Origin of the sequence: Paraglaciecola arctica BSs20135 (genome assembly GCF_000314995.1) — a bacterium.
GTDB classification, from domain to species: domain Bacteria; phylum Pseudomonadota; class Gammaproteobacteria; order Enterobacterales; family Alteromonadaceae; genus Paraglaciecola; species Paraglaciecola arctica.
Genome location: NZ_BAEO01000018.1, coordinates 49,279 through 76,269, shown reverse-complemented (window position 1 = coordinate 76,269; position 26,991 = coordinate 49,279). Strand labels below are relative to the sequence as shown.

At 40.0% G+C, this 26,991-nt stretch carries 21 protein-coding genes; 7 read left to right on the top strand and 14 right to left on the bottom strand.

All coding sequences use genetic code 11. The features are described 5' to 3' along the window. Positions 1-3: 3 nt before the first annotated feature. The 7 genes from GARC_RS07520 to GARC_RS07490 all read right to left on the bottom strand — a co-directional run bounded on the left by GARC_RS07520 (position 4) and on the right by GARC_RS07490 (position 9,128). Positions 4-1,899: an XrtA/PEP-CTERM system amidotransferase gene (locus GARC_RS07520; RefSeq protein WP_007618474.1), complete on the bottom strand. Its 1,896-nt coding sequence runs from the start codon at positions 1,897-1,899 to the stop codon at positions 4-6. 126 nt (positions 1,900-2,025) lie between these two features. Beyond that, the gene (locus tag GARC_RS07515) at positions 2,026-3,171 is read right to left on the bottom strand and encodes a TIGR03088 family PEP-CTERM/XrtA system glycosyltransferase (RefSeq protein ID WP_007618473.1); all 1,146 of its coding nucleotides are present in this window, start codon (positions 3,169-3,171) and stop codon (positions 2,026-2,028) included. Next, positions 3,158-4,603: an exosortase A gene (gene xrtA, locus GARC_RS25880; protein WP_081587520.1), complete on the bottom strand. Its 1,446-nt coding sequence runs from the start codon at positions 4,601-4,603 to the stop codon at positions 3,158-3,160. Before xrtA ends, GARC_RS07515 begins: the two co-directional genes overlap by 14 nt. Continuing rightward, positions 4,593-5,804 carry a TIGR03087 family PEP-CTERM/XrtA system glycosyltransferase gene (locus GARC_RS07505; RefSeq protein WP_039989055.1) on the bottom strand — a complete coding sequence of 404 codons (1,212 nt, stop codon included), beginning with the start codon at positions 5,802-5,804 and terminating at the stop codon, positions 4,593-4,595. Before GARC_RS07505 ends, xrtA begins: the two co-directional genes overlap by 11 nt. A 6-nt stretch (positions 5,805-5,810) precedes the next feature. After that, on the bottom strand, positions 5,811-6,857 hold the full coding sequence (locus GARC_RS07500) for a FemAB family XrtA/PEP-CTERM system-associated protein (RefSeq protein WP_007618469.1): 1,047 nt from the start codon (positions 6,855-6,857) through the stop codon (positions 5,811-5,813). Further along, on the bottom strand, positions 6,854-7,693 hold the full coding sequence (locus GARC_RS07495) for an XrtA system polysaccharide deacetylase (protein ID WP_007618467.1): 840 nt from the start codon (positions 7,691-7,693) through the stop codon (positions 6,854-6,856). Before GARC_RS07495 ends, GARC_RS07500 begins: the two co-directional genes overlap by 4 nt. 22 nt (positions 7,694-7,715) lie before the next feature. After that, a complete protein-coding gene (locus GARC_RS07490; protein WP_007618465.1) occupies positions 7,716-9,128 on the bottom strand; it encodes a TIGR03013 family XrtA/PEP-CTERM system glycosyltransferase in 1,413 nt (470 codons plus the stop codon). Positions 9,129-9,287: 159 nt separating this feature from the next. Here GARC_RS07490 and GARC_RS07485 point away from each other — a divergent pair, with 159 nt between their 5' ends. Genes GARC_RS07485 through GARC_RS07470 form a run of 4 tightly spaced genes read left to right on the top strand, consistent with a single transcriptional unit; the run spans position 9,288 to position 14,101 of the window. After that, complete coding sequence (locus GARC_RS07485; RefSeq protein ID WP_007618463.1) at positions 9,288-9,923, top strand: XrtA/PEP-CTERM system exopolysaccharide export protein; 636 nt, start codon at positions 9,288-9,290, stop codon at positions 9,921-9,923. Between the two features lie 45 nt (positions 9,924-9,968). Then, the gene (locus GARC_RS07480) at positions 9,969-11,579 is read left to right on the top strand and encodes an XrtA system polysaccharide chain length determinant (RefSeq protein WP_007618460.1); all 1,611 of its coding nucleotides are present in this window, start codon (positions 9,969-9,971) and stop codon (positions 11,577-11,579) included. Next, positions 11,576-12,466: an XrtA-associated tyrosine autokinase gene (locus tag GARC_RS07475; RefSeq protein ID WP_007618459.1), complete on the top strand. Its 891-nt coding sequence runs from the start codon at positions 11,576-11,578 to the stop codon at positions 12,464-12,466. Before GARC_RS07480 ends, GARC_RS07475 begins: the two co-directional genes overlap by 4 nt. 21 nt (positions 12,467-12,487) lie before the next feature. Continuing rightward, entirely contained in the window at positions 12,488-14,101 is a 1,614-nt protein-coding gene (locus tag GARC_RS07470) for a TIGR03016 family PEP-CTERM system-associated outer membrane protein (RefSeq protein WP_153810886.1), read from the top strand. Between the two features lie 326 nt (positions 14,102-14,427). On the opposite strand, the gene GARC_RS07465 is transcribed toward GARC_RS07470, so the two are convergent. Beyond that, on the bottom strand, positions 14,428-15,219 hold the full coding sequence (locus GARC_RS07465; RefSeq protein WP_161603928.1) for a PEP-CTERM/exosortase system-associated acyltransferase: 792 nt from the start codon (positions 15,217-15,219) through the stop codon (positions 14,428-14,430). A 776-nt stretch (positions 15,220-15,995) separates the two neighbouring features. Between GARC_RS07465 and GARC_RS07460 the strand changes: the two genes are divergently transcribed. Then, positions 15,996-16,553 carry a hypothetical protein gene (locus tag GARC_RS07460; protein ID WP_007618453.1) on the top strand — a complete coding sequence of 186 codons (558 nt, stop codon included), beginning with the start codon at positions 15,996-15,998 and terminating at the stop codon, positions 16,551-16,553. Between the two features lie 95 nt (positions 16,554-16,648). On the opposite strand, the gene GARC_RS07455 is transcribed toward GARC_RS07460, so the two are convergent. The 4 genes from GARC_RS07455 to GARC_RS07440 are packed head-to-tail and all read right to left on the bottom strand — an operon-like array spanning position 16,649 to position 23,125. Further along, complete coding sequence (locus tag GARC_RS07455; protein ID WP_007618452.1) at positions 16,649-17,539, bottom strand: DUF7281 domain-containing protein; 891 nt, start codon at positions 17,537-17,539, stop codon at positions 16,649-16,651. An 8-nt stretch (positions 17,540-17,547) separates the two neighbouring features. Next, on the bottom strand, positions 17,548-18,819 hold the full coding sequence (locus GARC_RS07450; RefSeq protein WP_007618450.1) for a hypothetical protein: 1,272 nt from the start codon (positions 18,817-18,819) through the stop codon (positions 17,548-17,550). After that, the gene (locus GARC_RS07445; RefSeq protein ID WP_007618448.1) at positions 18,816-19,439 is read right to left on the bottom strand and encodes a hypothetical protein; all 624 of its coding nucleotides are present in this window, start codon (positions 19,437-19,439) and stop codon (positions 18,816-18,818) included. Before GARC_RS07445 ends, GARC_RS07450 begins: the two co-directional genes overlap by 4 nt. Beyond that, the gene (locus tag GARC_RS07440; RefSeq protein WP_007618446.1) at positions 19,436-23,125 is read right to left on the bottom strand and encodes an ATP-binding protein; all 3,690 of its coding nucleotides are present in this window, start codon (positions 23,123-23,125) and stop codon (positions 19,436-19,438) included. The genes GARC_RS07445 and GARC_RS07440 overlap by 4 nt, the downstream gene beginning before the upstream one ends. A gap of 325 nt (positions 23,126-23,450) precedes the next feature. Between GARC_RS07440 and GARC_RS07435 the strand changes: the two genes are divergently transcribed. Together GARC_RS07435 and GARC_RS26700 are read left to right on the top strand one after the other, a co-directional pair. Next, positions 23,451-24,092 (top strand): peptidylprolyl isomerase, encoded by a 642-nt coding sequence (locus GARC_RS07435; RefSeq protein ID WP_007618444.1) that lies wholly within the window; start codon positions 23,451-23,453, stop codon positions 24,090-24,092. Between the two features lie 59 nt (positions 24,093-24,151). Then, positions 24,152-24,328, top strand: a complete 177-nt coding sequence (locus GARC_RS26700; protein ID WP_007618442.1) for a DUF6435 family protein — start codon at positions 24,152-24,154, stop codon at positions 24,326-24,328. Positions 24,329-24,373: 45 nt separating this feature from the next. Here the strand turns inward: GARC_RS26700 and GARC_RS07430 are convergent, their stop codons facing one another. Next, positions 24,374-25,150, bottom strand: a complete 777-nt coding sequence (locus tag GARC_RS07430; RefSeq protein ID WP_007618440.1) for a hypothetical protein — start codon at positions 25,148-25,150, stop codon at positions 24,374-24,376. After that, positions 25,150-26,814 carry a hypothetical protein gene (locus GARC_RS07425; protein WP_153810885.1) on the bottom strand — a complete coding sequence of 555 codons (1,665 nt, stop codon included), beginning with the start codon at positions 26,812-26,814 and terminating at the stop codon, positions 25,150-25,152. The genes GARC_RS07430 and GARC_RS07425 overlap by 1 nt, the downstream gene beginning before the upstream one ends. Positions 26,815-26,991 lie beyond the last annotated feature (177 nt).

The window sequence follows — 26,991 nt, the reverse complement described above, 5'->3', positions numbered from 1 at the left end:
CAATCAATCCAATTGCTGACGCATAAAAGATTCAAACATCATTAATGCCCATAATGATGCACTGTTGTCTCTCATACCATTTACATGATCATCTACCAGGCGTTTAATTCGTGTCATGTTGAAGTAGCCTGAATTTGCCATCTGTTCAGATAAAAGTCCGTCGTATAAACGTTGTTTCAACGGTCCTCTGAACCAATCAACTAAGGGCACAGCAAATCCCATCTTCTTGCGATATAGAATGTCGTGTGAAAGGTGAGGCTCTAACGATTTTTTAAATGCTTGTTTGCCAACACCATTTTTTAAGTTGCTCGACGACGGTGTATTAAACGCCCATTCCACAAACTTATGGTCTAGCAATGGCACCCTAACCTCTAATGAATGAGCCATGGATGCTCTATCTACTTTAGTCAGAATATCCCCTACCAAATAGGTTTTCATATCGATATATTGGGTGATTTTGAGTGGATCTAGATGCTGTACCTTATCGCCATACTTTCGAAATACTTCTAGCGAAGTGTATCCTTGCAAACTCTCATTGTATTCATCAGAGAAAAGCTTTCTGCGCTCGTCTTCCCGTAACAATGACATCGAATTGTAATAGCCTTCAACAGTATCTAATGCCATTGACTGGAACGTGGTTTTTGCACGTAAAAACTTCGGCGCCCAATCAAGTTTAGGAAAATATTTTCCTAAAGGCGTGAACACTGCCTTGCGAAAATTGAGCGGTAACATATTGCGAATTTTTTCTTCGTGCATATGCAGATTATATCGGCGATAACCTGCAAATAACTCATCACCACCATCACCAGAAAGCGCTACAGTCACATGTTTTCTGGCAAGTTCACAAACACGGTATGTTGGCATAGCTGAACTGTCAGCATAAGGCTCATCATATAAATCCGCTAGTTTATCGATGAGATCAAAATCTTCTTGGTCAACGGTTTCAAAACGATGATTAGTTTTATACTGGTCTGCGACTTGCTGAGCGTATTCAGTTTCATCGAAGGCCTTTACATCAAACCCAATGGCACAGGTATTAACTGGGTCAGTTTGAAGTTGCGCCATAAGTGCAACTATGGCACTTGAATCAACTCCCCCCGATAAAAACGCGCCAAGAGGCACATCGGCAACCATACGGATATCGACAGCCTCTTTAAGACGTTCTACTAACTGCTCATTGACTTCTTCGGCTGAAAGTTCTTTATCGAATCGAGTAGGTATATCCCAATATTCTCGTGGTGTGGGTAGTTGTTTATCACCTTTTTTCAACAACATGCAATGGCCGGGAGCCAGTTTAAAACTGTGCTGATACACGGTGTTCGGTTCTGGAATATAACCAAAGGTAAAGTAATCTTCGATGGTGGTATTACGTAACGTTTTATCGAATAATGGATGCTGTTTTAGAACTTTTAGTTCTGAGCCGAAAATAAACTCGCCATTGGGCAACAATGAATAGAAAAAGGGTTTAATGCCCAAACGGTCCCGGGCGATAAACATACACTGGTTTTGTCTATCCCATATGGCAAAAGCAAACATACCACGTAGTTTGTGTACACATTCTTCACCCCATTCTAGCCAGGCATTAAGGATCGTTTCAGTATCTCCATCAGTATTAAATTTATATCCTTTGGTAGATAATTCTTCGCGCAGTTCTTTATAGTTATAAATTTCACCATTAAAAACAATGCAGGCTTTTTCATCTGCACTGAGCATGGGTTGTGGACTGCCTTCCAAATCGATAATTGACAATCTGCGGTGTGCCAGCGCAACACCAGGATCGAAGAAGTAATCGCCCGCATCAGGCCCACGATGTTGTTGCCGATCATTCATTTTGGCGATTATGTCACGATCCATTTGACCACTTTCAGTCAGATGAAAAATCCCGGCAATTCCACACATCGTAATTATTCCTTATTTAAATATACGTATTCTGGACACCTGCATTATCAGGTATGTCGAAAATCTAATAAATGTCTTCAATCTTTTTTTCTCACTCGGAGGCGCAAAGCCGCTGAGGATTATTGATCACGGCAATGTATTTGAGCCTGGATCCAATATCGCTGGTTTTCCAGTTCGATATAGGTTGTTGTATGCACTTGTCATCACCTGAATACTGAATTTTTGCTCTACTAACGCCCTGCCATTTTGACCATGCTGCATTTTTAGCTCAGGCTGGCCAACGTAATCAAGGATCCTCTCGGCCATTTCCTGAGGATCAGATACATTAACCACATATCCGGAATGATCATGTTGCACTAATTCTGCATTGCCACCGACATTTGTCGCTATAACTGGCAATCCACAGGCCATGGCTTCCAAAATTGTATTAGAAATACCTTCAGCTAGTGACGGAAGCACAAATATATCAAATTCTGTCATTAACGCGGCTACATCGTTTCGGTTTCCAGCCAACCAACTTGCTTTAATGCAATCATTTGCTGTCAAAATAGATTCGACTTTATCACGACAACTCCCCTCACCAATAAGCTGCAATTGAATATCTACCTTACCTTGAGTTTGCTTTGATGCGATAACAAATGCTTCAGCCAATAACACATGATTTTTGACGTCTTCTAATCTACCTACGCAACCTATAACAAAAGGGGATGTTCTAGTTATATCTTTCTTTGGCGAGAACTTAGATTTATCGACCCCATTGCATATATGATTTAGCCTCTCAGGCTTAACCTTTATGATATCAAGCAAATAATCTCTTGCCTCTTTAGACAAGGCAATATACTGGTGAATAAAAGGCTTTAGTAGCTTACGAAGCTTTCGGTAGGTAAGGTTTTGTCCATGCATATCATTGACATCCCAGCCATGCTCTCCATGTATGCGTAATTTTACTCGTCGCCACCAACCAACTAATTGCAACTCTAGTGTAGCCGTATTACGGGTGTGCAAAATATCCGGCTTAAGCTGTTTAAGTAACTGATTCATACGCCAAAAAATACTAAGGTCATTCCCGTCTTTCTTGGCCAGATCATAAAACTTAACATTTGCAGTTTTTATACGTGCAGCGAAATCAGTACTATGCCCTTTCAAGGTCACGATACTATGAGTATATTCTTCGCTTCCCAGACTATTAATCAGATTCACCACGCCATTTTCTAGTCCACCGGTATCAAATCGGTGAACTACATGAGCAATGTGCAAGCTATTTTGACTCATCAAGAAAGTCCTGCAGGCCATCATTCAACTTGCTCGTTGCGGCATCAAGTAACTTTTGAGTGTCTTGTTGTTCTTGTTTTACTGGTACAGAAAGCATCACTAACATACCCAATTGTGGTCGACCAGACAATGCTTCGAATGCTTGGGATAATTTGATTTTTATTGAACTGGCACTGGTAAGCCATGGAGTGACATAAGTATATGCTAATAAACGTTTTCGCCCTTGAATGTTAATAATAGTCAGCGTTTTAAACTGAGCATAATCCTGTTTTTCCTCTATGGACCATTTCTTAACATTAAACATCTTGTTGTTACTGTTAATTAATTCCTGCCCCTGAACATTAACTTTGTAGTAAGCAACAAAATAATCGAGCCCTTCACTGTGACCTTTCATCTCTGCATTGGCATTTTCAAAAATTGGCAACCAGGATTCGTCATTCATATCCTGGCTATCGATAAACAATGAATCTACGTCGACCACAAAATCACTGTTGGGATTGTTAACTAGGTTTTTATAAACAAAGGTTGAGCCCACCAATAAAACTAAAGCAATCAAAACGCTAAGAAATTTTACTTTTGGGATGGTTGAAGTAGGTAATTCATTGTCTTCCTTTTCCATTTTAACCACTGGATCACTCCAGATACTACCTACAGCAAACATAACAAAGATAACCAAGCCAAAAAACAACCATCCGTAAACAAGATGATCGACACCAGTGGCATACTTCATGTCGGATAAATACGCAATCATCACTATGCCATAAGCACGAATACCGTTGGCCAGAAGCGGCAACGCTAAGGAAAACAGGATGAAAATCAGACGTTTTTTATTACTTTGATAATTCAGGTAGGCAAACAAAGAGCCAAGAGTGAAGGAGGCTATCAAGTACCTAATCCCTGAACAGGCCACAGCCACTTCAAATAAACCGTTGGGGACGGCTAAATATAGCCCTTCACGATAAACCGGTACCCCCGTCATCTGTAATGACCAAACAGTAATGTCTGCAGTAAGGTCTTGTAATTGAGGTATTAGAAATTCACCTACTGGCACGCTAAACATCCAGAAAAACATCGTGAATATCAGTATCTTACTAACTTGATTACCCATTAAAGTCCAGATAATCATTGGCAACATCAAAAAGGCTGCGCCTTGTTCTATAACCAACAACTGAGCCAGATTGCCAAATAACCATAATATTAATACTGCCACTACAGCGGGAAGCACCATCAAATTCGGCTCAATTTTGGCGGATCGTAATTTCGACCAATTTTCTCGAATCAGATAGATGCAAATAGGTAAGATGATAAAACAGTGCGCAAAGGTTTCTGAGCGATTCCAGATTGCCACCGTCGATTCAATACTCGAATAAAACGCCGCCCCCCAAACCACTAAACTTAAACATAACAGCCTAAATATATTGTTAGTTAACATCTAATTCATCATCCTTAAATAAACTTGGCAGCCGAGATAAACTCGATTGCCACTGCAAATTTTCCAATATCCAGGTGCGACTATTGTCAGCACAAGTGGAATGATTTAAATAATCTATAACTTGTTGACTAAAATCTTGCGCATTATCACAAATTTTAATCTCTTCATTTCGAGCTTCGATACCTTCAATGGCCATACTAGTTGCCACTACAGGTTTTGCCATGGACATAGCTTCAAGTACTTTATTTTGTAGGCCTCGGGCAATTTGCAAAGGTGCTACAACAACTTTCGCACTTTTGATATAAGGTCTTACATCTTGCACTCTACCCGTTACCTTAATCCCTAGTTGACCATCTAATGCTTTAATCTGAGAGCTAGGATTCCCGCCTACCACAAAAAAACTTGCCTTTGGGTAACTAGCCTTGACGAGGGGCCAAACTTTTTCACTAAACCAAATAACTGCATCAATATTCGCCCAATAATCCATGGCACCAGTAAATACCACATCAATATTTTCCTCTGCAGACTGGATATCAGGGTTCTGAGGGTCAAAAAACGCTGTATCTACCCCATTTAACATGCCGCTGACTTTAAGCCTGACAGACTCAGAAACTTGCTGCTTAAACAAATTAGCTTCTTGAGGAGAGACAAACAAACTATGCTGAAATTCTTCAGCAATTTTGTTCTCTAAAGACTGTAATTTGCGCCACTCTCTTTTATACACCCAGCGAGCAAGGCCAGTCTTTCCCTCTGAATATTGATTCCATTTATCTGAATCCACATCCACAAAATCAATAATCCGGTTGAGCTCAGAGTAGTTCTCACCTGCAACGTATTGTGCCATTGATGATGAATAAACAAACACCTGCTTTATCTTATGAGCGGCAATTATGTCATTGGTCCATTTAGCCATTCTGCGGCTGTAATAGTATGGAACCGAGATAGCCTCACCGCTTATAAAAGCTTGTAAACCTTTAATTTTTGAAACTGTTTTATTCTGTTTTATCAACAACTTCTGCTGACAGTAATTATCCAATTTATCGGCATATTGCCAGTCAAAGGGATCATCTACAAAACAAGCCAGATAAATATCAAAAGACTGACTTAGCGCCTTAAGCATATTAAAGGAGCGTATCTTATCGCCCTTATTAGGTGGAAATGGGATGCGATGACAAAGAAATAACAAGGGTTCCTTTTTCATCTGATGTTATCCAAGATACTTTGACAAAAATGGACCTATGAAGCGGCTAACTGCAACAGGGAGCTTTTTCCACATATTGATAAAAAACTTATACTTTGGATTGTTGGGGCTCAAATTGGGTAGCTCAGTAGCCTTAACCAAATAAAACATATAATGCAAAGGCTGAGGCTCCATCCCCCAAGTTCTCTTATATTTGAAGGCGCCAGAATCATCTTTACTGCGCCCAAAATCAAAATAATTGGTTTGTCTTGATGACTTAGCCGAACACATCAGTTGATAGTACATGTAATCATTACTTTTTAAGGCTCTAGCCTCATCTAGTCCCCCACCATAATAGGGCAATACTTGCCCCTTATAGTAAAAACTCAATACGGAAGAGACCGCACGGCCTTGATGTTCGACCGTTAACACGTCACATCTTTCACCGAATATTTGTTGCAGAGCACCAAAATAACTAGCAGAAAACACTGGTGTACCGAGATTACGAACACTCTCTGAATAAACCTGATAGGCGGTGGCAGTATCTTTATCAACTCGATGTGTTAGGTTATTTTTGAGGGAATGTCTTATATTTGCCCTTTGCTTCTTTTTAACTGCTGCCAGAATCGCTTCATCGTCTTCTGGTATAACGCAGCCAAATGCTGAATGGGCACATTTTTCGGTGTATGCAGCATTATTGCGTGCAAAAGGATAACGTAGTTCGAGGTAATCTACCGACAAATGCTGAGCTAATTCTATAGCTTTGTCTTCAAGGAATACCATAACATCGTCAGAATCTGAGGCCACGCCTCCATAGACGCAGAATGGGGTTGAAACTAAGGTATGCCCAAAAAGAAAGCTTTTCTGCTCTACTAGGGGCAGTACCCCCACTATCGCGCCATCTTGCTCTGCATACATAAAATGGCTTTTGTGTTTAAAAACTTGCTCAACAATTTGCTTCCACCCAGACAAATGGAAAAAACTGCCACGTTCACACTGGTCGACAAACGCATCCCATCTTGCTAAATCTTCAGCCCTTGAACCAAGGATCTCGAACGTATAAGCGCCTGTCACTTGCTTACTCCGTATACATCCTTCATGGTGGACCAGTTAAAGTCGCTCAGTAAACGTTCCAGTTTAGCTTCCGTACGATGCAAATTAACATAGTGACGAAAACGTGATTTTAATGGTGCATTGTTGAGTCTAGGTTGATCAGCGTCGATCTCCCATGGGTGAAAATAAAATGAGTAAGGCTGTTTTTCTTGCCGTAAATATTTACGGACTAACTTTTCGGTTACTTTATAAGGATAAAGGCGAAAATAACCTCCCCCCCCAATAGGTATTTGTTTGCCCATCAGTCTTAATGTTGGAATAGGAATTTCGATAATATTTTCTGGTCTGTTGTAAGCAAACCTCGGCCAATCTGGGGTGCCGTACAAATCGTGTTTCACCGGGTAAGTACTAGAGCTATATTTAAAACCAAGCTCAGCTAAGACTTCAAAAGCCCATTCATTGGTATAACCTATGGAAAAGCTTGGGGCGCGATAGCCCATGATTTGCTCACCCAACAAGTCTTCCAAATGATCTTTAGAGCGTTTTACATCCTGTAGCAACTCTTCACGACTTTGTTGTGAAGCTCGCCTATGGGCATAACCATGACTTGCAACTTCATGACCTTGGCGATGTATCTCTTTTATCAGCTCCGGATAACGTTCAGCGACCCAACCTAATACAAAGAAGGTCGATTTCACCTCTTTTTTGGCAAACAAATCGAGCAACCTGCGAGTATTAGTATCTACGCGAGGTTGGTAGTCCTTCCATTGAGAAGGAGAAATAACCGATTCAAAAGCCGATACATGAAAAAAATCTTCTACATCTACTGTCATTGCATTAAGCACATCAGTTTTCAATTTTTAAGGTCCTTTTCTAAATTTAACGTCCCTTACCGAATAAAACCACTTCGACCGTTCGGATCAGGATCAACATATCCAGCATAAAACTCTGATGTTTAACGTAATAAAGATCAAATTTTAGTTTTTCCATGGAATCCTCAACACTAGCACCATAAGGGTAATTGAGTTGAGCCCAGCCGGCTATCCCCGGTTTGACATTATGTCTTTGGTTATAATACGGAATGTCACGAATAAGTTGTTCAACAAACTGAGGTCGTTCAGGTCGAGGCCCAATAAAAGACATCTCGCCACGGTAAACATTAAGCAGTTGCGGCAGTTCGTCTATTCGATATTTACGGATAAACTGCCCAATTCTCGTCACCCTAGTATCATTTTTAGTTGCCCATTTCGCCCCATCACTTTCAGCATCAGGACGCATACTTCTGAACTTAAGGATATTGAATAACTTGCCGTTTAATCCAACTCGCTCCTGTTTATAAAGCACAGAAGTGCCTGTTTTCATGCCATCATCCAAATAGATTACCAAGGCAGTCAACAACATAAATGGCCAAGTAAACAACAATACCATAGAGGCCATTAAACCGTTAAAAACATAGTCTAATGCTTCTCGCAAATAATTTTGAGAATTAAAGCCGTTAGAATAAATCACCCAACTTGGGTACATCAAATTAACCACAATTTGACCGGTTTCTCGCTCCATAAAATCAAGCAAGTCGGTCACTTCGACACCACGTATACGACAGTCAAAAAGAATTTCAACCGGTAGGGTTCCGCGTCGTTGATCACATGCAATAACTACTTCGTCGATATCATTGTCGGTAATAAAATTTCTAAAATTCTCATCGATTTTAACGTGAAGTAGTTTTTCGTTTTGTATTCCCTCTTCTCGGTTATCACCGGGAATAGGTATAAAACCTAACAACTCAAACCCTAACCTATCGACATCACGGCGCATGCGTTTTTCTATGATGGCAGCACGCTCACCAGCACCTATAACAATTGTCCTGGTACCACCTAATCCTAATAAACCTAACTTGCTAATGAAATAACGGAATATAACAAGCGACAATATAATCGCCCCCGCAGCAACTGGCAGATAGTAAGGATGAGGTAATGCCTCGGTCAAGAAGATGCTAACAAGTAGCTCAACAACAAAATAACTTAAAGCCACACTAACAAAAATACGTCTAATAATGCCTCTAAAAGTCTCCCTTAACTTGGCCTCATATAAGCCAACCGATAGTGAAAAAATAAGCACTAAAAAGGTTAAAATGCAGACACTTGAAATAAGGGTTAAGCTATTAGACTGAGGGGTACCAGTAGTACTGGCAACAACAACATTAGCGATATAGGCGACATAACCAATTATGAATGCTTCCACCAACACTAGGACATTCGACCTTTTTCTTTGCTTATTATTGGTCAACGCCATTAACAACTCCTCTTGCATTTTTTACTATAAATTATCATATGCTAAATTAACTATTTGAGATAGACTAACTTTTCTGAAGCAGCATTATAGTGATTATGACGCTGTGGTAAATGACAAGTTTGTTATATTTGTAACTATTTGGTTTAGGAAATTACGTATATGAAAATAGTGAGATGGACGCAATTATTTTTGTTATCTTTCGGGCTTATTGTAATGGCAGGTTGCAGTACAAATTCTTCGCTTCTCCCTGGAGCAACTACTCGCCCTTCACTCACCACCTCAATAGACGATTATAAATACTTAATTGGGCCGGGTGATAACGTTAATATCTTCGTTTGGCGTAATCCTGAAGTGTCAGGTAGTTTCACTGTTCGTCCTGATGGCATGATTACCACTTCTTTAGTAGAGGATTTACAAGTTTCTGGTAAAACTCCGACAGCTCTAGCCAGAGATGTCGAAAAAGAGCTCTCTAAGTATATTCGAGATCCCATTGTAACTGTAAGTGTTGGACGTTTTTCCGGCCCTTATAGTGAACAAGTCAGGGTTATCGGCGAGGCGGCTTCTCCGCAAGCGATCAGTTACCAGGAAGATATGTCACTGCTTGATTTGATGGTTGCAGTGGGTGGAATAACCGAATTTGCTAACGGTGATGGTTCTAAATTAATTCGCGTCGTAAACGGTGAGCAAAAAGAATACACAGTACATATTGATAGATTGATTAAAGAAGGAGATATTTCTGCCAATGTAGATATATTGCCCGGCGATATATTGATCATCCCAGAGGCTTGGTTTTAAACTCCGCTTTGTCAATTATTCGTAATAATCTAAGTAGAAGTATATATGTTAGGAATTCAGGAAACGCTAGATCAGATTTTAGATTATGTGAAGGGCGTTTGGATAAAAAAACGTTACATCATCATAACATCATGGTTAATTTGTCCCATAGGTTGGTTTTATGTCGCTACCATGCCCAATGAGTATGAATCATCGGCAAGGGTGTTTGTGGATACCAATAGCCTGCTTAGGCCTCTTTTAAGAGGGATTGCCGTCTACAACAACCCCGGTGATCAAATTAATTTAGTCGCCCGGACATTATTAAGTAGACCCAACCTAGAAAAAATTGCCCGCGAGGCAGATCTTGATATCACTGCTAAGACGCAAAAAGATATGGATACGTTAATTGATGATCTGCAAAATGATATCAAGCTCAGTACTACCCGTGAGCAGAATATTTATACCATTAGTTATCCTTCCCATTCCCCAGTATTGTCACAAAAAATAGTCCAAATTACCCTAAATGAATTTGTTGAAACTGCCCTTGGATCAAACAGGCAAAGCAGTGATACTGCAGAAGAGTTTATTCAAACGCAAATAGATGAATATGAGCAACGCCTAATTGAAGCAGAGCAACGTTTAGCCAATTTTAAAATTAGTCGCATGGACCGGGCGCCAGGCTCGACTACTGACTACTATAGTCAATATCAAATGCAAATTTCAGAGTTGCAAGTAACAGAACTAAAATTACTGGAACTTGAGTCGCAACTAAGTGCGGCTAAAGCGCAACTTAGTGGTGAAGAACCGGTTTTTGGTTTGGCGACACCAGGAGATGGCATTGATAACCAATCAAATATCACAACTAAATTTGATAGCAGAATTGCAACTTTGGAAAGTAATTTGGATGAATTGTTAATTAAATACACAGAAAATCATCCTGATGTGAGAAAAACCAACAGCTTGTTAGACAACTTAAAAGAAGAACGAAATAAGCAAATTGAAGCTATGTCAAAAGTAGCGGAAACAACAGGCTCATATAGTCAATTTGGCAACATTAACCAAAATCCTGTCTACCAAGAAATGAAATTGGCGGTTTCACAATACGAAAACCAAATTGCATCTTTATCTGTAAGAGCAGAAAAATATCGGGCTAAAGTAGCGGAGCTTGAAAAAATAATCGATTTAGTGCCTCAGATTGAAGCAGAGGCACAGGGGTTAAACCGCGACTACGAGATTACCAATAGAAAATATTTGGAGTTACTAAGCCGCAAAGAACAAGCTGAATTGTCTCGTAAAGCGGAAGCGACATCAGACGATGTGCAATTTAGAGTAATAGATCCTCCCACATTACCTAGTAAACCATCAGGCCCGCAACGAGTGATTTTTTACACTATGATTCTGGTTTTTGGCTTTGGATTAGGTTTGGCCATCGCATTTCTAATCAGCCAGATTAAACCCGTTGTTTTTAGTGCTAACCAATTAAAAAACACTTTTGGAATACCGGTTTTCGGCAGCGTATCAGATATACACGCCGCAACATTTCGAAAAACAGAACGCAATAGAATGCTGGTTTTTACAATTTCAAGTTTGTGCGTTGTTGCTATCTATATTTCATTAGTATGGACAGACATTGTTTACGGACGTCTACCATTCTATTTATTAGGGAATTTATTTTGAATTCTATAGAAAAAGCCCTTCAAAAAAATAAGGCTCTTGAACAAGATAAAAAAAACCAGCAGGCGGCGCTACAAAGCTCAAAACCCGTCATTAAGACCTTGGATGATGAGTCGCTTTCTGTTGCGCAACAGAAGCCTGTCGAACCCACTCAGCCTGCAGAAATAAGAAAGGCTATCGATCTTACTGAGCTACAAAATGGATTTGTTAATAGAGACAGGCAAGTTATTAACGAAGAATTTAGAGCAATTAAACGTAAAGTTTTAAATAACGCTTTTGGCCCGCTTTCAAAGTCACTCAATAATAGCAATATTATTATGGTTTCCAGCGCAAATCCAAACGAAGGTAAAACCTTTACAGCGATAAATTTGGCCTTGAGCATTGCTTTAGAACAAGATAAAACCGTACTTCTCGTTGATGCTGATGTATTGCGCCCTAGTATAATGAAAATTATCAATCAGCCTTTCGAAAACGGCCTTATGGAATATTTGCTGGGCGACGTAGAAGATTTAAGTGAAGTTATTTATCACACCAGTTTGGAAACCTTGCGTATTATTCCAGCAGGTAAATCTCATCATTTATCATCCGAGCTGTTAGGCAGCGAAAAAATGCTGGAAACAGTCAGTGAGTTTGCCAACCGATATCCTGATCGTATCGTTATTTTTGATACCCCGCCTTTATTGGGCATCAACGAAACCGCAATATTGGCAAATTTAGCAGGACAAGCAGTGATTGTTGTCCAGGAAGGGAAAACAAATTTAAACCGTATATCCCAGTTAGTAGAGCAGCTTAATCCCGATATGGCAAAAGGCTTCGTCATTAACAAGGCTCACAAAAGCTCTAATAATGGCTCAGGAGTCTATGGATATTATTATGGTGCTGATAATTAGTTGCATTAGAAGGGCTGCACTTTGAATTTTAAATTTATCACGCTAACCACCACTTGTCTGTTAATTGGCTATTCCATGGAGCCAGCAGCAGGTGAGCTTGATATCAAGCCTAGCATTAGTACATCACTTATACGTTCACAGAATGATTCTGAAACATTTGCAGAAAGTGATGCCAGCATCTTGTCCATAGAACCTAGCATAAGAACGAGCTATAAAAGCAAGCGTTTGGTCGGAAACTTATCTTTAGATCATAACCAAATACAGTCAGATACAACTACGGGAAATCAAAATAATAGTTTCACTAATTATCAATATTCTGGTGATATTTCTCTAGTCGAAAAAATTCTGTCGTTAAAACTTGCTGGAGGCCAATCTTATAGAAGTATTCTTTCCTCCCAGTATTTTGTTAATGACCCATATCTTGGGGCGGATGGCTTATCAAAAACACGGAATAATAGTGCAAGTGTATCTTTAACTGTACCTTCTCGAAAATATTTTCGTTTAGAATTAAATGGTGGTATGTCGAATGTGAAAAGTGACAAAACTACTGGCACTAACTTGGGACTTAATAACAATAATCAGTTTTTGGAAACTAGATTTTACCAAGGAGACGAGTTTACCCAATTGAGTTGGGACTTTAATTCAAGCTATCAAAATACTGATCGTTCAATTAACGATAATCTTACGTCAAGAGTAATAGACGGGGAAATAGGTTTTGGTCTATTTAGCAATATTCGAGCAGTTTTACAGGGGCGAACCGAGGAAAATGAATTGGCAAATGCCGACGAGCTTTCAATAAATAATCTCAATTACGACAGCTTTGGAGTGGGATTATCTTGGTTTGCCTCAAAAAACAGGACGATCACTGTAACTTATAACCAATCTGAAAAAAGCGATCAGGAAGAAGAAACATTTATAGGGCTCGATTTGAACTGGCACTTTACAAGTAGAACCTCTATTCAGGCAAATTATGGCAAACGTTTCTTTGGTGATAGTGGGTCGTTTTCACTTATCCACAACACCAAACACTTAAGAACTCGAATGAGTTACAACGAACAACTTACCACTTCGTCTCGTCTGATAACCAGCCTCGAAGACCAAGGTGTATTTGTCTGTCCTGCGGGCAGTTTTTCGTTCAGCGAATGCTTTCAGCCATCAAGTCCTTCCTACGAACTTGAGCCAGGGCAACAATTTTCCAATCTATTGGCGCAAATACCCGAATTAAGCGAACAAATTATACTAAGAAAAAGCCTTAACGCCAGTTTTGGACTGAGTGGTAGAAGAATTACATCCGCTTTGAGTTTTGCACATAGTAATATAGAATATTTGGAGACAGATAGGATTCAAAAAAATAATATTGCTACCTTAACTAACAGCCTCCAAGCTGGTCGCAGAACCAAACTCAATTTAACGATAAGTTATGCGCTTATCGATGAAGAGTCGACAGGTACAGAGACTAAGACCATTTCAAGTAGCCTTGGCATCTCTCGAGAGTTAGGACGAAATATGTCTACCAACTTGGACTTCAGATATTTAGATCGAAGCTCAAACAATCCCAATCCAAGTGCTATAAACTTTTCAAACGCTGACCTCACAGACCGCAGACTGACCTTAGAGTTTGTATATGATTTTTAATTCTAGACATCTAATATTGTTATTTTTTAAAGCCTAGAAATCCTTCCTCTCCCTTTTTATACAGAATGGTATTAAAGCTACTCTCTACTTTTTGAGGCCAAAAGTTTTCACATAATTATTGGTAACTTCACGAAGGTAAGCAATAACAGACAACTCTAGGCCATATAAGCGTTCACAATATCCATGACTGTATAGGCGCATTACTAGGGGAAATTGAAAGCGACCAGCTATTGCCAGAATGGCATTCCATGGTCGCTTAAATGTAAATACTAGTCTTAGTAAAAATGGTTAATAGTAGTTGAACCACTTAACATTTATAAAACATTTCAGGCTTTTATTGCAGATAACTCTACAGAGGTTGCAGGTAATTGACTCTTCACATATTTATTTTGGGAAATCGGTAAAAACTTCTTAGGTAGGTTATCAATAAATTCTTGTGCATTGATATAGCATGGTTTGCGTAAACCTTTGTGCGCAACATAATCACCGATCGGGATAATATTAATACCCTCCATACGCATACAACGGATCAATTTTGATTCTGATAACAAATATACATGAGGTCTATTCGACTCCACTGCCAACTTCAGAGAGCTGTAATATAAATGTAAGGCGATATAAGGATATAACGATTGCTCATGAGCAGTGACTTCATCTAAGTTTTGTTTAAATTCTTGGTCTACTGCAAGACGAGAAATTTCACAGATATTTTCACGGCCAAACTTATTAGGATGGTATTCGGCGTCTAACAACTGCTTTTCGGCCAACACTTCCACTGGCAACAAATCAGTTTCATCAAAACAATTCACCACCCGCGTACATCCAATTACCGTACCTAGTTTTTGATGAGTAATAGCGACATGGTGAGAACGAATGTCAAAATTATCCTTCTCAATTCCGTTGTCATAAATAGGCTCATATCCTAATGTTTCACAATAGACTTTATGCCGTAATTTATAAATTTCTACACATTTGATGGGTGACATCATTTGATTTACGCCACTTTCCACATCAAAATAGTGGCCAAAACGGTGTAATGGACTCAAGTGAAATAAGTTACAAACTTTCTCTGGCGTAGCTTTGGTTGGATTTTGATCTAACATTGAGTTTGGTTGCATATTTAAATTCGCACTTTTGTTTTTTTTATTTGCTTTAACATTGTCAATAAGGAAATTGATCATCACACAATTCAGTAAATATCAGTCAATTCAAATAATATGCCAGAGTTTTTTTAAGCATATAAATCAACATGTTATTTTAAACGTTGTGTAAACTCTGGGAACCTTCCTAATAACTATGTTGTTTAAATAAGACTATAATCAACAGCTTTAGTGAAAACACTTTAAATTCAACAGCTTAACCTGTCACTAAATAAAGACACTAAGGTTGTTTTATTGTTTTTCCGACTCCGTCCGACTTTTTTAACTCCAAAATATCAATGACACACCAAAATTAGCAATAAATAATTCAAAAATGGACTCTTCCATGATGTCTACGCAAAACTGCTTTTGTAATGCTGCTCAGGGCATGCATTTTTGTTTTTTATTCAGGTTCGCATAGTCATTGAAGAAATTCTAAAAACGGCTTATATCTGATTTAGATTAAGACTCTTAATAACATAGTTATATTATTTCAGGCCCCAGATAAACACCGTAGATTATCATTTTTCCAGTCATCAACATTAAATATTATCGTTACCTTAGTCAAGCTATGATGAGGCTGAATGGACTATATTATCCATCATTATCTATTATGCTGGTTAAAAAAACTGAGTATTAAGCCATTCCCCTGATCCACACAATAAAAATCAATATTTTTGCGACAATACTATACAACTCAAGCTGGTTGAGCTTTAATCAATACGTACAATTAATAGACAGCGGAGTAAGTAAAGATGCAAAGACATTATTATGTAAGTGACGATCTAAACGACCTCGAAGCAGTTGCACGAGAACTTGAGTTAAGTGGCCTCAGTTCACCACAACTCCATGTACTTAGCGAAGACGATGCAGAAGTAGAAAAGCATCACCTTCATGCCATTGAAGCGGTTCTCAAGCAAGATGTGGTTCACTCGACCCAACTAGGTGCAGTTGTAGGTATTATCGGCGCTGCGCTTATTTTCGGTATTACCTATACAATGCAATGGCATACAACAGCAACTGGATGGCTTCCTGCTGGATTTCTAGCGGTTATTGTTTTAGGTTTTTGCACTTGGGTAGGTGGCTTAATAGGTATCCAAATACCCAATTATCAATTCAAGCGTTTTCAGGCTTTACTGAAGCAAGGTAAACACGTATTTTTTGTCGATGTAGATGCCAATCAATATGAGGTTATGAGTGAAGTGGTAGAACGCCATGCTTCACTGATCCATGCAGGAACAGGAGATGCGACTCCTTCATGGGTAGTTAAAGGGCAAGATAAGTTTAATAGTGCGATGAAAGTTTTACCTTAACTTTCCATTTTCCCAACCGTTTATTTTGAAAGCCAATGTATTAGCCATTGGCTTTTTGGCCTTCCTTGTACCATCTCCCAAATCCTGAAATATGCCTACCCTAGATTAGAATACAGAATTAATGGCGTGTCATACATTTTTTGCTGTCTTAGCCCTGTCCGTTTGTTACGCATCAGTTGCAGTAATGGCTGCCAACCAATAGGACAATCTAATTCTAATCTAGCTAAGTACTTTTGTTGATTATCAGGGTAATGTTGCTTAATCACATTTTTGGTTAGCCAAGTATATTCTGGTAACAGCAGATGAGAGTATCCTGCACTAGTCGCAATGCGTAATCCTGCTAAATCAAAATCACCAAAGTAGATAGCGGGTTTATCATCTTGGGTGTTTAACCAACTTCTAAGTATAGTTTTGCAGGCAGTTGAGTGATATTTATCGCCACGGTAAATAACCAGAGGCTTAGATAAGTTTGCATAATGTTTATATTCAAACCAATCATTAAAACTATCACGATTTTCCACTATCACAAGACAGTCAAAAGCATTTAATCGCACCTGGCTAACATCTAATTCAATATTGGTCTGCTGGTGCTGGCATGAGTAAAAACATTGATTAATGGCATCAAGAGCAGCCCCTTCAGTGACTGCACAAAGAATAAGGTGATGAGTTGGTTTGCGTTTCGCCTGTTTTTCATTTGGGGATCTTTGTGCTGCGCTTCTGTGGTTATCTTGATCAAAGTTATCAAAAATATTAGCGTAACCTTCATCCACTAATATTTGATTTATTTGGGTTATATAGTCTCTATCGAATCGATAGGTTTTATTAGACTTAAGCCATTTTCCTGGTTGAAACTCTAGGTCATCACACCAATTTAAAATCTCTTCTAGGATACGACTTACATTCGCCACAGAAGCTTCATCAAATAACAGTTTATGGTGTTGTGTAGCAAGTAATCCTTTGGCCTTTAAACTGAGATCATCTGCCATAACTTGGCTTAACCTACCGCCTGAAAATTGCCTAACAAATGCATGCCCACTTTGACATCTCGAATGATATGCAATTGATTAAAGCGGCTTTTCTGGGCGCTGTCTTTTTCTAGCATAAAACTTTGTTTATTTTGCTCAGGTAAACCTTGGTATTCAGCCACAATTTGGAATAACCACATTTCGGGCTCCCAAGGTAATTCTTTTTCGGCTAAATAATCCACACCACTTAATGCTTCTGGACTTTCTATGACTTGGATAAAGAAGTCTTCGACATCTTTTGCGAGTTGTTTTTGTTCGGTGGCAACTAAGTTCTGCAGCGCAACAGAAAAACCTTGGGTTTGACTCTCAGACTTAGCATTTTGTTCAGGCTCCCTGGGCACAGCACGGGCGAGCTCTGCTAAGGCATAGCTATCTTGAGGTCTGTCTAACGCAATAAAAGCCTGAGCATGGATACCGTGAGCCTGATTAACTACAGCTGGCACTTGACTACGATTGGGGTAATCACCGACTTGAAAATTAGGATGTTGACGTAAAAAAGCACTCATACGATTAATTAATAATGCTTTGTCTTGTTGCTGACGGAAGCGCGACATCAATAAAACCAGGCGTTTTTGTACTTCTAACAATGATCCTGAATGTTCAGAAATACGCGCCTGCAATTGACTCACTAATAACTTACGAAGTGAACCATCACTGCCCGCTAGTTGAATAAGATCGTCAAAGTTAATGATCCCAAAACCGTCAAGTATCCGCCTAAGTTGTCGCTGGGCGAGTTCAATTTCTAAAATTTTGTCATCTAAACTACTTACAAAACCAAATTCGGTATTGAGTCTATGCCACAAGCTTTCAATGGCATCACCAAACTGCCCTGTCATGTCATTCACACGTTCTGTTAGCAACTGCAAGTGATGCTCGGTCGCTGCGTAATCACCTTTTTGTCTTGCGGCTTGTAATGATTGAACACGGGTGTGAATTTGGTCGAGGTGTTCACCTACATCTGAGTTAATTTGGCGTTTTCGCTCATCCTGAGTCAAGCTGGCAATCAATTCATTCACTATGGGCCGCAAACTTAACGTCTGCTCATCTGGATAATCCAACACTCGGCTATCGAGAAGCTTTTGCAATGCTTGTTGTGAAAAGGCGGACTCATTGATATGCCCATCCAAATACCCTTGCATTAATGCATCAGCATGTTTGCCTATTAACTCTAAACGCTCTTTGCCTAATGCAAACAGTGGATTGCTTTGGGCTGTGCTTTTTTGTTTTGGTGCTTGACTCAAAACATCACCTCTTGTTCAGGAAGCTCGTCGTCAATGGGTAGGTTTTCTTCGTCTTTAATAAAACGCACTAACTCAATGAGTTGTTCAACCTTACCGGTGACAATATAAAACAATCGGTCTTTATGAGGCTGATGTAAATACCCCAACTCTTTAATGCGCTTAAAGACTTGTTTGATCTGCATATCAGGTTTGTCACTGGTAGATTTAAACACCTTGTCGTTGGCAAGATGGGCTAAACGCTGAATAAGAGACTGGTTATCTACCACTTTGGACTCAAAGTCTTGCAACTTAATAGTGTCACCTAAACTAAGTGCACCATCGCGACCTAGTGCTTCTTGTACCAATTGCATCCACTCCAACATAGGTAATAAGGATTGCACTGTACTGGTAAATTGATGGCTAAGGTGCTGACGAGCGTTTGGAGTCAAATCACAATAGGCTAAAAAATATACCGAACCATCATCGTTTTTGGCCACCCGTCTATTTAACGGCCTTAAGAAGTGATTTAAGTCATCCACCAGCTCGTCATTTTGCAACTTATGAAAACTATGTTCGTCTGTCACTGAACAAATGTATTCGCCTTCTAATAAGCGTTCTAATAATGGACCATTTTCTATCATGGGTTCACCTGTGATGATTCAATGCTTGAGGTTTTATTCTGTTGCAAACGCTCGGCAATACGGCTGAGTTTAGGCTCAATTTTTTCTAGATGTTGTTTTTGTTTATCAATTAAATATCTATGTTTAAACAACATCAACACATCTGATTCTGGATTGGGGAATGCCCCCAAGATGTGGATCTGATTGGTATCACAAGCCTTAAAGAGTTTTTCTACATTGTGATACGCCAAGGTGCCAATTTCATCAATTGGCCAATGCACATGAATATTCGCTTGGTTACGCAACAAACGAGTAAAGGCCAATAAAAACTTACACAAAATAAGATAAGCCATACCGTGACTAGAGGACTCAAGTAATTGTCTATCGTTTTTAATCACTAAGTCTGAACCACCTTCATTAAGGTGTAACTCTAAACGTAATAATGATTCGATGCTGTAATTGGCATCATTAGGCAATACCTCAACCACATCAGCGAGGTTATCTAAATACGCTTCGCTAGGTAGAAAGTCGTCAGAGGTGTTCCACTTATTGTATTGCTGAGCAAAACGTTTTAACGGTGCCCAAAAATTCAATTCATCTACAGTAGAAATGATCTTTACTTCGGAGCGGGCTATGCCGTCCAAAACTAAATCATCAGATACTTCGTCGGTCAGGCGTTTACTTTGCTGGGCGATTTTGCGGTTAATATCACTAAAAACAGTAAAGAATTTATTTAAGTCACCACCTATGGTTTCACCCTGCTCCACAATTTGGCGCTGACGAGACTCTAAAATACTCAATAAGCGCTGCAAAATGGGCAGGCGTTCTCGTATATTGGCGTCTTCGTCTAATACACTAAAGGCTTGTATCATAGTATCTAAAAAGTCTTTACCTGCATCTTTACCTAAAGTGGCTTCAAATTCGGTCAAGGCTTCTTTGAGTTTTTTCTCGCCACGGCTACGACTTTCCAGCGCTTCGGTACAGCGGTTAATGCGCTCAGCTTGATCGCCTAAGTTAACATTTTGCTGCTCTGTTGCTTTAAAGGAAAATACGATATTACTGAGCTGGCGCACCATAGGCTCAATTTCTGTGATCAAAGAACTAAAACCAGATAAACTTTTTTCTACCGCTAACAACACTTTCGATAATTCAGCACGTTTAGCTTGATAATGACTTCGCAGAGTACTTTGCTGCTGATCCAACTGCTGTGCGAGCGCTTTTAACTCGGCCTCCTGTTCCAGTAATTCTGGGCGTTGTTTCAACCAATCGGTTTGCATAAAGGTTTTATATTCGTTTAGCTCATCACGTCTAGCGGTCACGGCTTGAAGATGATTTTTTAACGCTTCGATTTGTTGTTTAAGTTCGCGCAGGGTATTAGGATCTATGTCTTTGTTGGCCAATTCTTGATTAAAGGCATCTTCGAGCTGTTTAATCTGTTCGCGGTTTTGTTGACGTTTATAGTCAACTTGACGATCTAACTCTTCAACTTGTTCATCTAAAACAGCAAGTTCACCTTGCCAACCGGTCTTAAATTCCAACAGTTGTTCTTCAAAATCAGACCTTAATACATCAATAGCGCTTTGTTTTTGCGACAAAATTTGCTGTTTTTCATCTAGATACTGTTGCAAAGCTTGTTTAGCTTGCTGCTTACGCTTTTCTAACACAGCTTTAAGTTCATCGGCAAAACGCTGTTTGGCACTTTGCGCATAACCAATTTCTTGTTCGGCTTGTTCAAATGCTCGATTTTTTTCAGCTACAATTTCTCGTTGTAACTCAGCCTCACGATGACATTCATCTAATTCAGACTCTGCTTGTTTTTGGTGTTTTTCAGCAGCCGCTAAATGTTTTTTGGCTTGCTCTAAAGACAAGGTTAAGGCGGTTTCGTCTTGGGCGTAATCAGGAGCTTCAATAGCGGCTAAATTTAATTTCACACCTAAAAAGCTATTCGCAGCTTCATCACTGATATCGGTCAGTATATGTGGTGATAAGTCTTTTTTATTCAGCAAGGGCTCATTGATTAACTTACCTATGCTCTGTTCCCAGCCGGGTTTATTGTCACGTAGGAACTGTCTTAAGCTATCTTGTTCAGGTGAAAGTTGCTTATGAAGTTGTTGCAAACGTTCCTTGGCTTGCCGCGCAGCTTGCCTGGCCTGGTGTAATACTTTGTCAGCTTCATCGCGTTTGTTTCGAAGCTCTTGATAGCTACTTTCGCCTTGTTTCTTAGCAGCAGAACTTTGTTGCCAAGCTCGCTGGGCAAGCTCCAAACGTTTGTCGGCTAGTGCACCGTTTTCTATTTCTTGATCTGTGGCTGAAGCTTGTTTGGCTTGGTGCTCTTGGCGAACTATGCTGCGTTCAATATCAAGTAGTTGTTCATCAAACTCTTTAGCCTGATGTTCTTTACGCTGCTCAAACTGGCCGCGCAAATCCACTTCTTTTTCGCTGTGGGTACTTCGTGCAAGCTCTTTTTGCTGACTAATAGTTTTGACTTGAGCCTGATTTTTACGGGACAGACGCTCTAAAGATTCAGACAACTTAAACTTTTGCTGATCAAGCTGACTCTGTAAGTCTTTATGTTGCTCTATCAGCAAGTTGTATTGTTCTAACTTTTGTTCGTACTCTTCGCGTTTTAGGGGCAAGGAGTCCATATCTTTTTGTAATTGATCAAGATCGGAGTCCTGATATTTTTCATACTGCTGCTGGATATGATCTAAACGTGACGACTTGGCTTTTAGGTTTTCAGCGGTTTCACTGACGCGGCTATTCAATACGCCTTCTGCTTGTTCAAACGATTCTTTTTCAGTACCTTGCTGATTTTTAATCTTACTGCGCTGTTCTTGAGCATCGGCCTTTTGTGTTGTCAGCGACTGTAAGTCTTTTTCTAAAATAGGTTTGAGCTGCAACAATTGATTTTCAATGGTATTGAGTGATTCAGTTTGCGCCTGAATTTTTTGATAGTCGTTCTGCATAGTCTGCAAACGCATAGTCTGACGCATCTGGGTGATCCACTCACGGGCCTTAGTATTTTTGACTGTGGTAGTAGGCTGAACTAAGCCATCTTCTTCAAAAATAGCCGCCAGCATAGTACGCAAGGTATCCATTTTGCCTTCTTTGGCATGTACCGCACTGACCAATTTTTCCATATGTCGAATGCGATGTTGGCTTGCAACCAAACTATAACGACTGGCTAACTGCCTAAGCTTAGTACTTTCACGCCCGGCCCCACGACCTACACTGACATCATTCTGAATGATGCTACGAAACTCACTAGTGGCTTGAATTTTATGAGAAAATTCTATACCCAACTGTCTAAGTTGTTTAATCCATTGTTCAGGTAACATAGCTTGTACGTTACCTTGCTCGGTATCCACCAAAATTTGTTCTTGATGATAAGGTGCTTCCACAAAACGGTACTGTACGCCATCACTACCTTTGCGGGTTAACACCACTTGGCAATCCTGCCCGTCTTCCCTTTGATACTCATAAATCAGATAACTATTTGCATGGGGCAAATAAAAATCATCAAACTTCTTACGAGTTTTAGGTACCACTTTACTGGGTAATTCACCGTAAAAAACCGGGATCAAGCGTTGCAAAGTGGTTTTACCCGAAGCATTGGTTCCACAGATATTACTGTGTCCCGATACATCAAGTTCAACAAAACCAGGGAGGTGACAATTAATCAGAATAATGCGGTGTAACCCAGGCATAACTGTCCTTTTTAGGAGGAAGGGAATTTAGATTTTCGAGGGCTAAATATACTCTATAAAGAGGGTTCTGTAACACCACAAAGCAACATTTCTATTAGCTTTTTTGCAGATTTTGTTTTTAACCTAAATGAGTGAGCCATAGTAGTTCAATATTCAACCAACACCTTACCTGCACGTACTACAAAAACCGCTATATTTGACAACATTTACTTTATTTAACATTCGTAAAAAGATACGTACTATCATTGGCATTAGCTATTATTTGTCTACTCCTCATAAATATTGAGCCAAGCCATTTTTATTTGTAAGAAGGATTAACATTCACATGTCACAGTTTTTAGTCAAGATCAGTAATATCGCGATACTTATTGGGTTCAGTTTGTTGTCGTTAAACATACAAGCCATTGAAAAGAAGCAAGGCTCGCACTCTGTTCAACAAGCCATCATTAGCACTGATTTAGGTAATATCGAAATAGAGCTTTATTCAGAACAAGCGCCAGTGTCTGTCAGTAACTTTATTCGCTATATCGAAGCGGGAGCTTTCAATAATGGTCGATTCTATCGGGTGGTTCGATTAGACAATGATAATGGCTCCCCAAAAATTGAGGTCATTCAAGGCGGTGCTAATACTGAATTTAAAGACTTTGCAGCCATTCCGCTTGAAACAACTAAACAAACAGGCATTGCACATCTAGACGGGGTGTTATCCATGGCGCGCGGTGCACCCGATACCGCCACCTCTGAGTTTTTTATTTGTATTGGTGCGCAACCCTCTTTAGATTTTGGTGGTTTACGTAACCCAGATGGTCAAGGTTTTGCGGCTTTTGGTCGAGTGACTAAAGGAATGCACATAGTTAGAAAGATACATCTCATTCGTGATGCTTTAGAAGTAGAAGACAGCTACGTTAAAGGCCAAATGTTGGCGCAACCTGTGACTATATCCAATATTCTACTCACAAAAAACTGATCGAATTGGTCATTAAAACAGTAATCAATTACAGCATATAAACACTTATCGAGAATAACATGTTTGGTTTTTTAAAAGCAGATCCAGCCAAAAAATTACGTAAAACCTACGACCAAAAATCCACAGAGGCAATGTTGGCCCAACGTAAGGGCGACATTAAAACCTACTCAATGCTTACCGCCGAAGCGGAAGAATTATGGAAAGAAATACAACAACTCAAAGCGGTAGATAAATAGCATTCAAAGTGCATGTTTACAGAGCAAATAACGAATAGAAAAAACTCAGTGTTGCCGGTATTCGTCAATCGCAGATTGCAGCAACTTGGTTTTAGCCGCCTGAGTCGGAAGTGTCTTAGCTAAAGCTTGGTAGGCATCAAGGTTACTGGCATTGAGATAAGGAGTGATCTCTTTGGCAACGGTTCTGGAAACATAAACACTACCGGTTTGCAGGGTTTTCATCAGCAAAGCATCTACCTGCTCAGACAAAGACGGATAACGCAGTAATTCCTGTAATGCTAACTGCACCACTTTACTGTCGTAACTATTGTCCAGAGTGGTTATTAGGCTATTTGCATTGCCTATATTTGGTGGCTGTTGTTGCATCATTTGTAATGCTTTAAATTGTACTCGTCCTAAAGGGCTGCTAATAAATTCATTAATGGTTTGGTCAAGAACGGGGTCTTGTTGCTGATATTCAGCATATAAATCTTGCAAGGATTGCAAACTATCCACTAGGCGTTTTTCTTGCTCAAACATGGCCGCTCGAGGATCTTGTTCATTCGCTTTGCATGATCCTGTTTGCTGGCAAGTGCGTGCTGTTTCCAAGTTCGCCATTATGTTTTCTCGCGCTTGATAAAACGCAGGTTCAACAGGCGGTTTCTGGGGCTGAGTGACCATGGGATCAGGGTTGGCATTTCCCTCTTCAGTAGTCTCGGCTTGTTGTGCCACAACAGCTTGAGCAGGCGTATTAACATCTGCGTGTTGTTCAGTTTGTTGTTGCTGCCAAATAAACGCGCCCACACCGATAAGGACTAGCCCTACAATTACAATCTTATACATTATATCTTACGCCTAAATAACAACAACACTGACAACCATAAATAGTATAAGGTCCCACCCGAACTTGTTGCTGGTTCACTGGGCACTGTGGGTGTGCTGGGAGTTGGCGCAGTAAAAGAAGTCCAATCTGCAAGGCTAGACTCAGGTAATAATTTACCCGCATATAGATACCCAGTTAATCCATTAGCGCTAATTTGATAATACACTTGATTGTCGTTACCTGTTACCACTGTGTCCAATACCTCGGCCTCAGAGCCAATAGACAATTTACCTAAACTTGTCGCCCCCTCACCCACTATATCGGTAATCGATAGATCGTCAGCATGAGATACATAAACCTTGTCTCCTTGCATCGCAATATAACGATCGCCAACCGGCAAATATTGATGATTTAGGGGTGATGCCCAATCGGCAAAGTCCCAAATTCCACCTGCGTAAATATAACCTTCATTGCTACCATCATAACGAATACGGTAATAACGGCTTTGATCGGCAGGTGTGCCTGCCACTATATCTAAAATTTGATAGGCCTTGCCAACCACGGTATTTGCACCTGTATCTGTGCCTCCTGCGGTTTCGCGGATATTAATCACGTCTTCAGCTTGAATACTTTGGCCAACCACAAAACTGTTTTCCAAAAAGCCTAAACACTGATGTTTTTCGTACAGCGTTTGCCCATAAGCCTGACTTTGCTGTTCATCTAAAATAACCACTTGGGCTTGAAAAATGCGATCGAATTTGGCACTTAAACAACTTGCATCTTGGGGCTGTTCAACACAGTGAAACTGCCCTCCTTCAAATACACAAGTTTGCTCGCTGGTGAGTTTCACAAAATTGTATTGCCATAGATTTTCGGGATTTTGTAACGAATACTCAGGAGGCGAATATTGAGGCAGACAAAACTCCACACCCTCCATTAAACATTCCACATCAATGACTGAGGTTTTATGCTGATCGGCAATATAGTTTAGCCACGACTGCGCCGCATACTTGTCGGCAAAACCTTCATCTTGCCATGCGATGTTGTCGTGCCAGCGACACAATTTACTTGGTCCACCATTGTAAGCAGAGTACGCAGAGCGGGTTCTTTCTAGCCAATTGTTGCTGCTGCTCACACAACTAGCTGACGCGGCGTTTTGCCATTCGGCATAAAATATTTCCATGGCGTACACCATGTTCTCAAAAATTTGCCAACCTTTACCTTCATTGATTTGTGCAAAGTGCCAGCGGTCATCGATTTGCATCATGCCGTGACCATGGCCAGAGTCTCCTCGCATCATCTTCAGCCGTCCATCAATCACAGCATCTCGGTAATGACTCCAAAAGGTTTCTTGATTGGCTACGGCTTGAATGGCATATACCCAAGCGTTGACCTCAGCAGATATGGCATTGGGTTTACGAATTGATAAGTAATACTTGGCGGAAGCGGTTATCACAGCGTTCATTTCGTTCATGTAACGTGCACGCTCAGTAGACACAGGCTCAGCTGCATCAAATACAATCTCGTCTAGATAGTCACGTACAAAGTCAGGATCACCAAAAGGCTCGATATCACAATAAGCCGGCGCAGTACCAAAGGTCCAACTGGTGTTCACCTCGGATTTGTGGGCACAAAGATAATAGGCTTCGGTGTCATTTGCAGCCGCCCTAGATTGCAAGCTCAAAACACAGAAACACCCTAAAATGACAAATAAAACAGCCTTCATTTTTTATTTCAACCCAAGAAAATATAAGGAATTGTTAACCACAGAGTACACGGAGCGCTGCGCTACACAGAGAAACAATACTTTAAAACGCTTGAATTAAAAAATAATCTTTTTGGCTTTTCTCTGTGCTCTCTG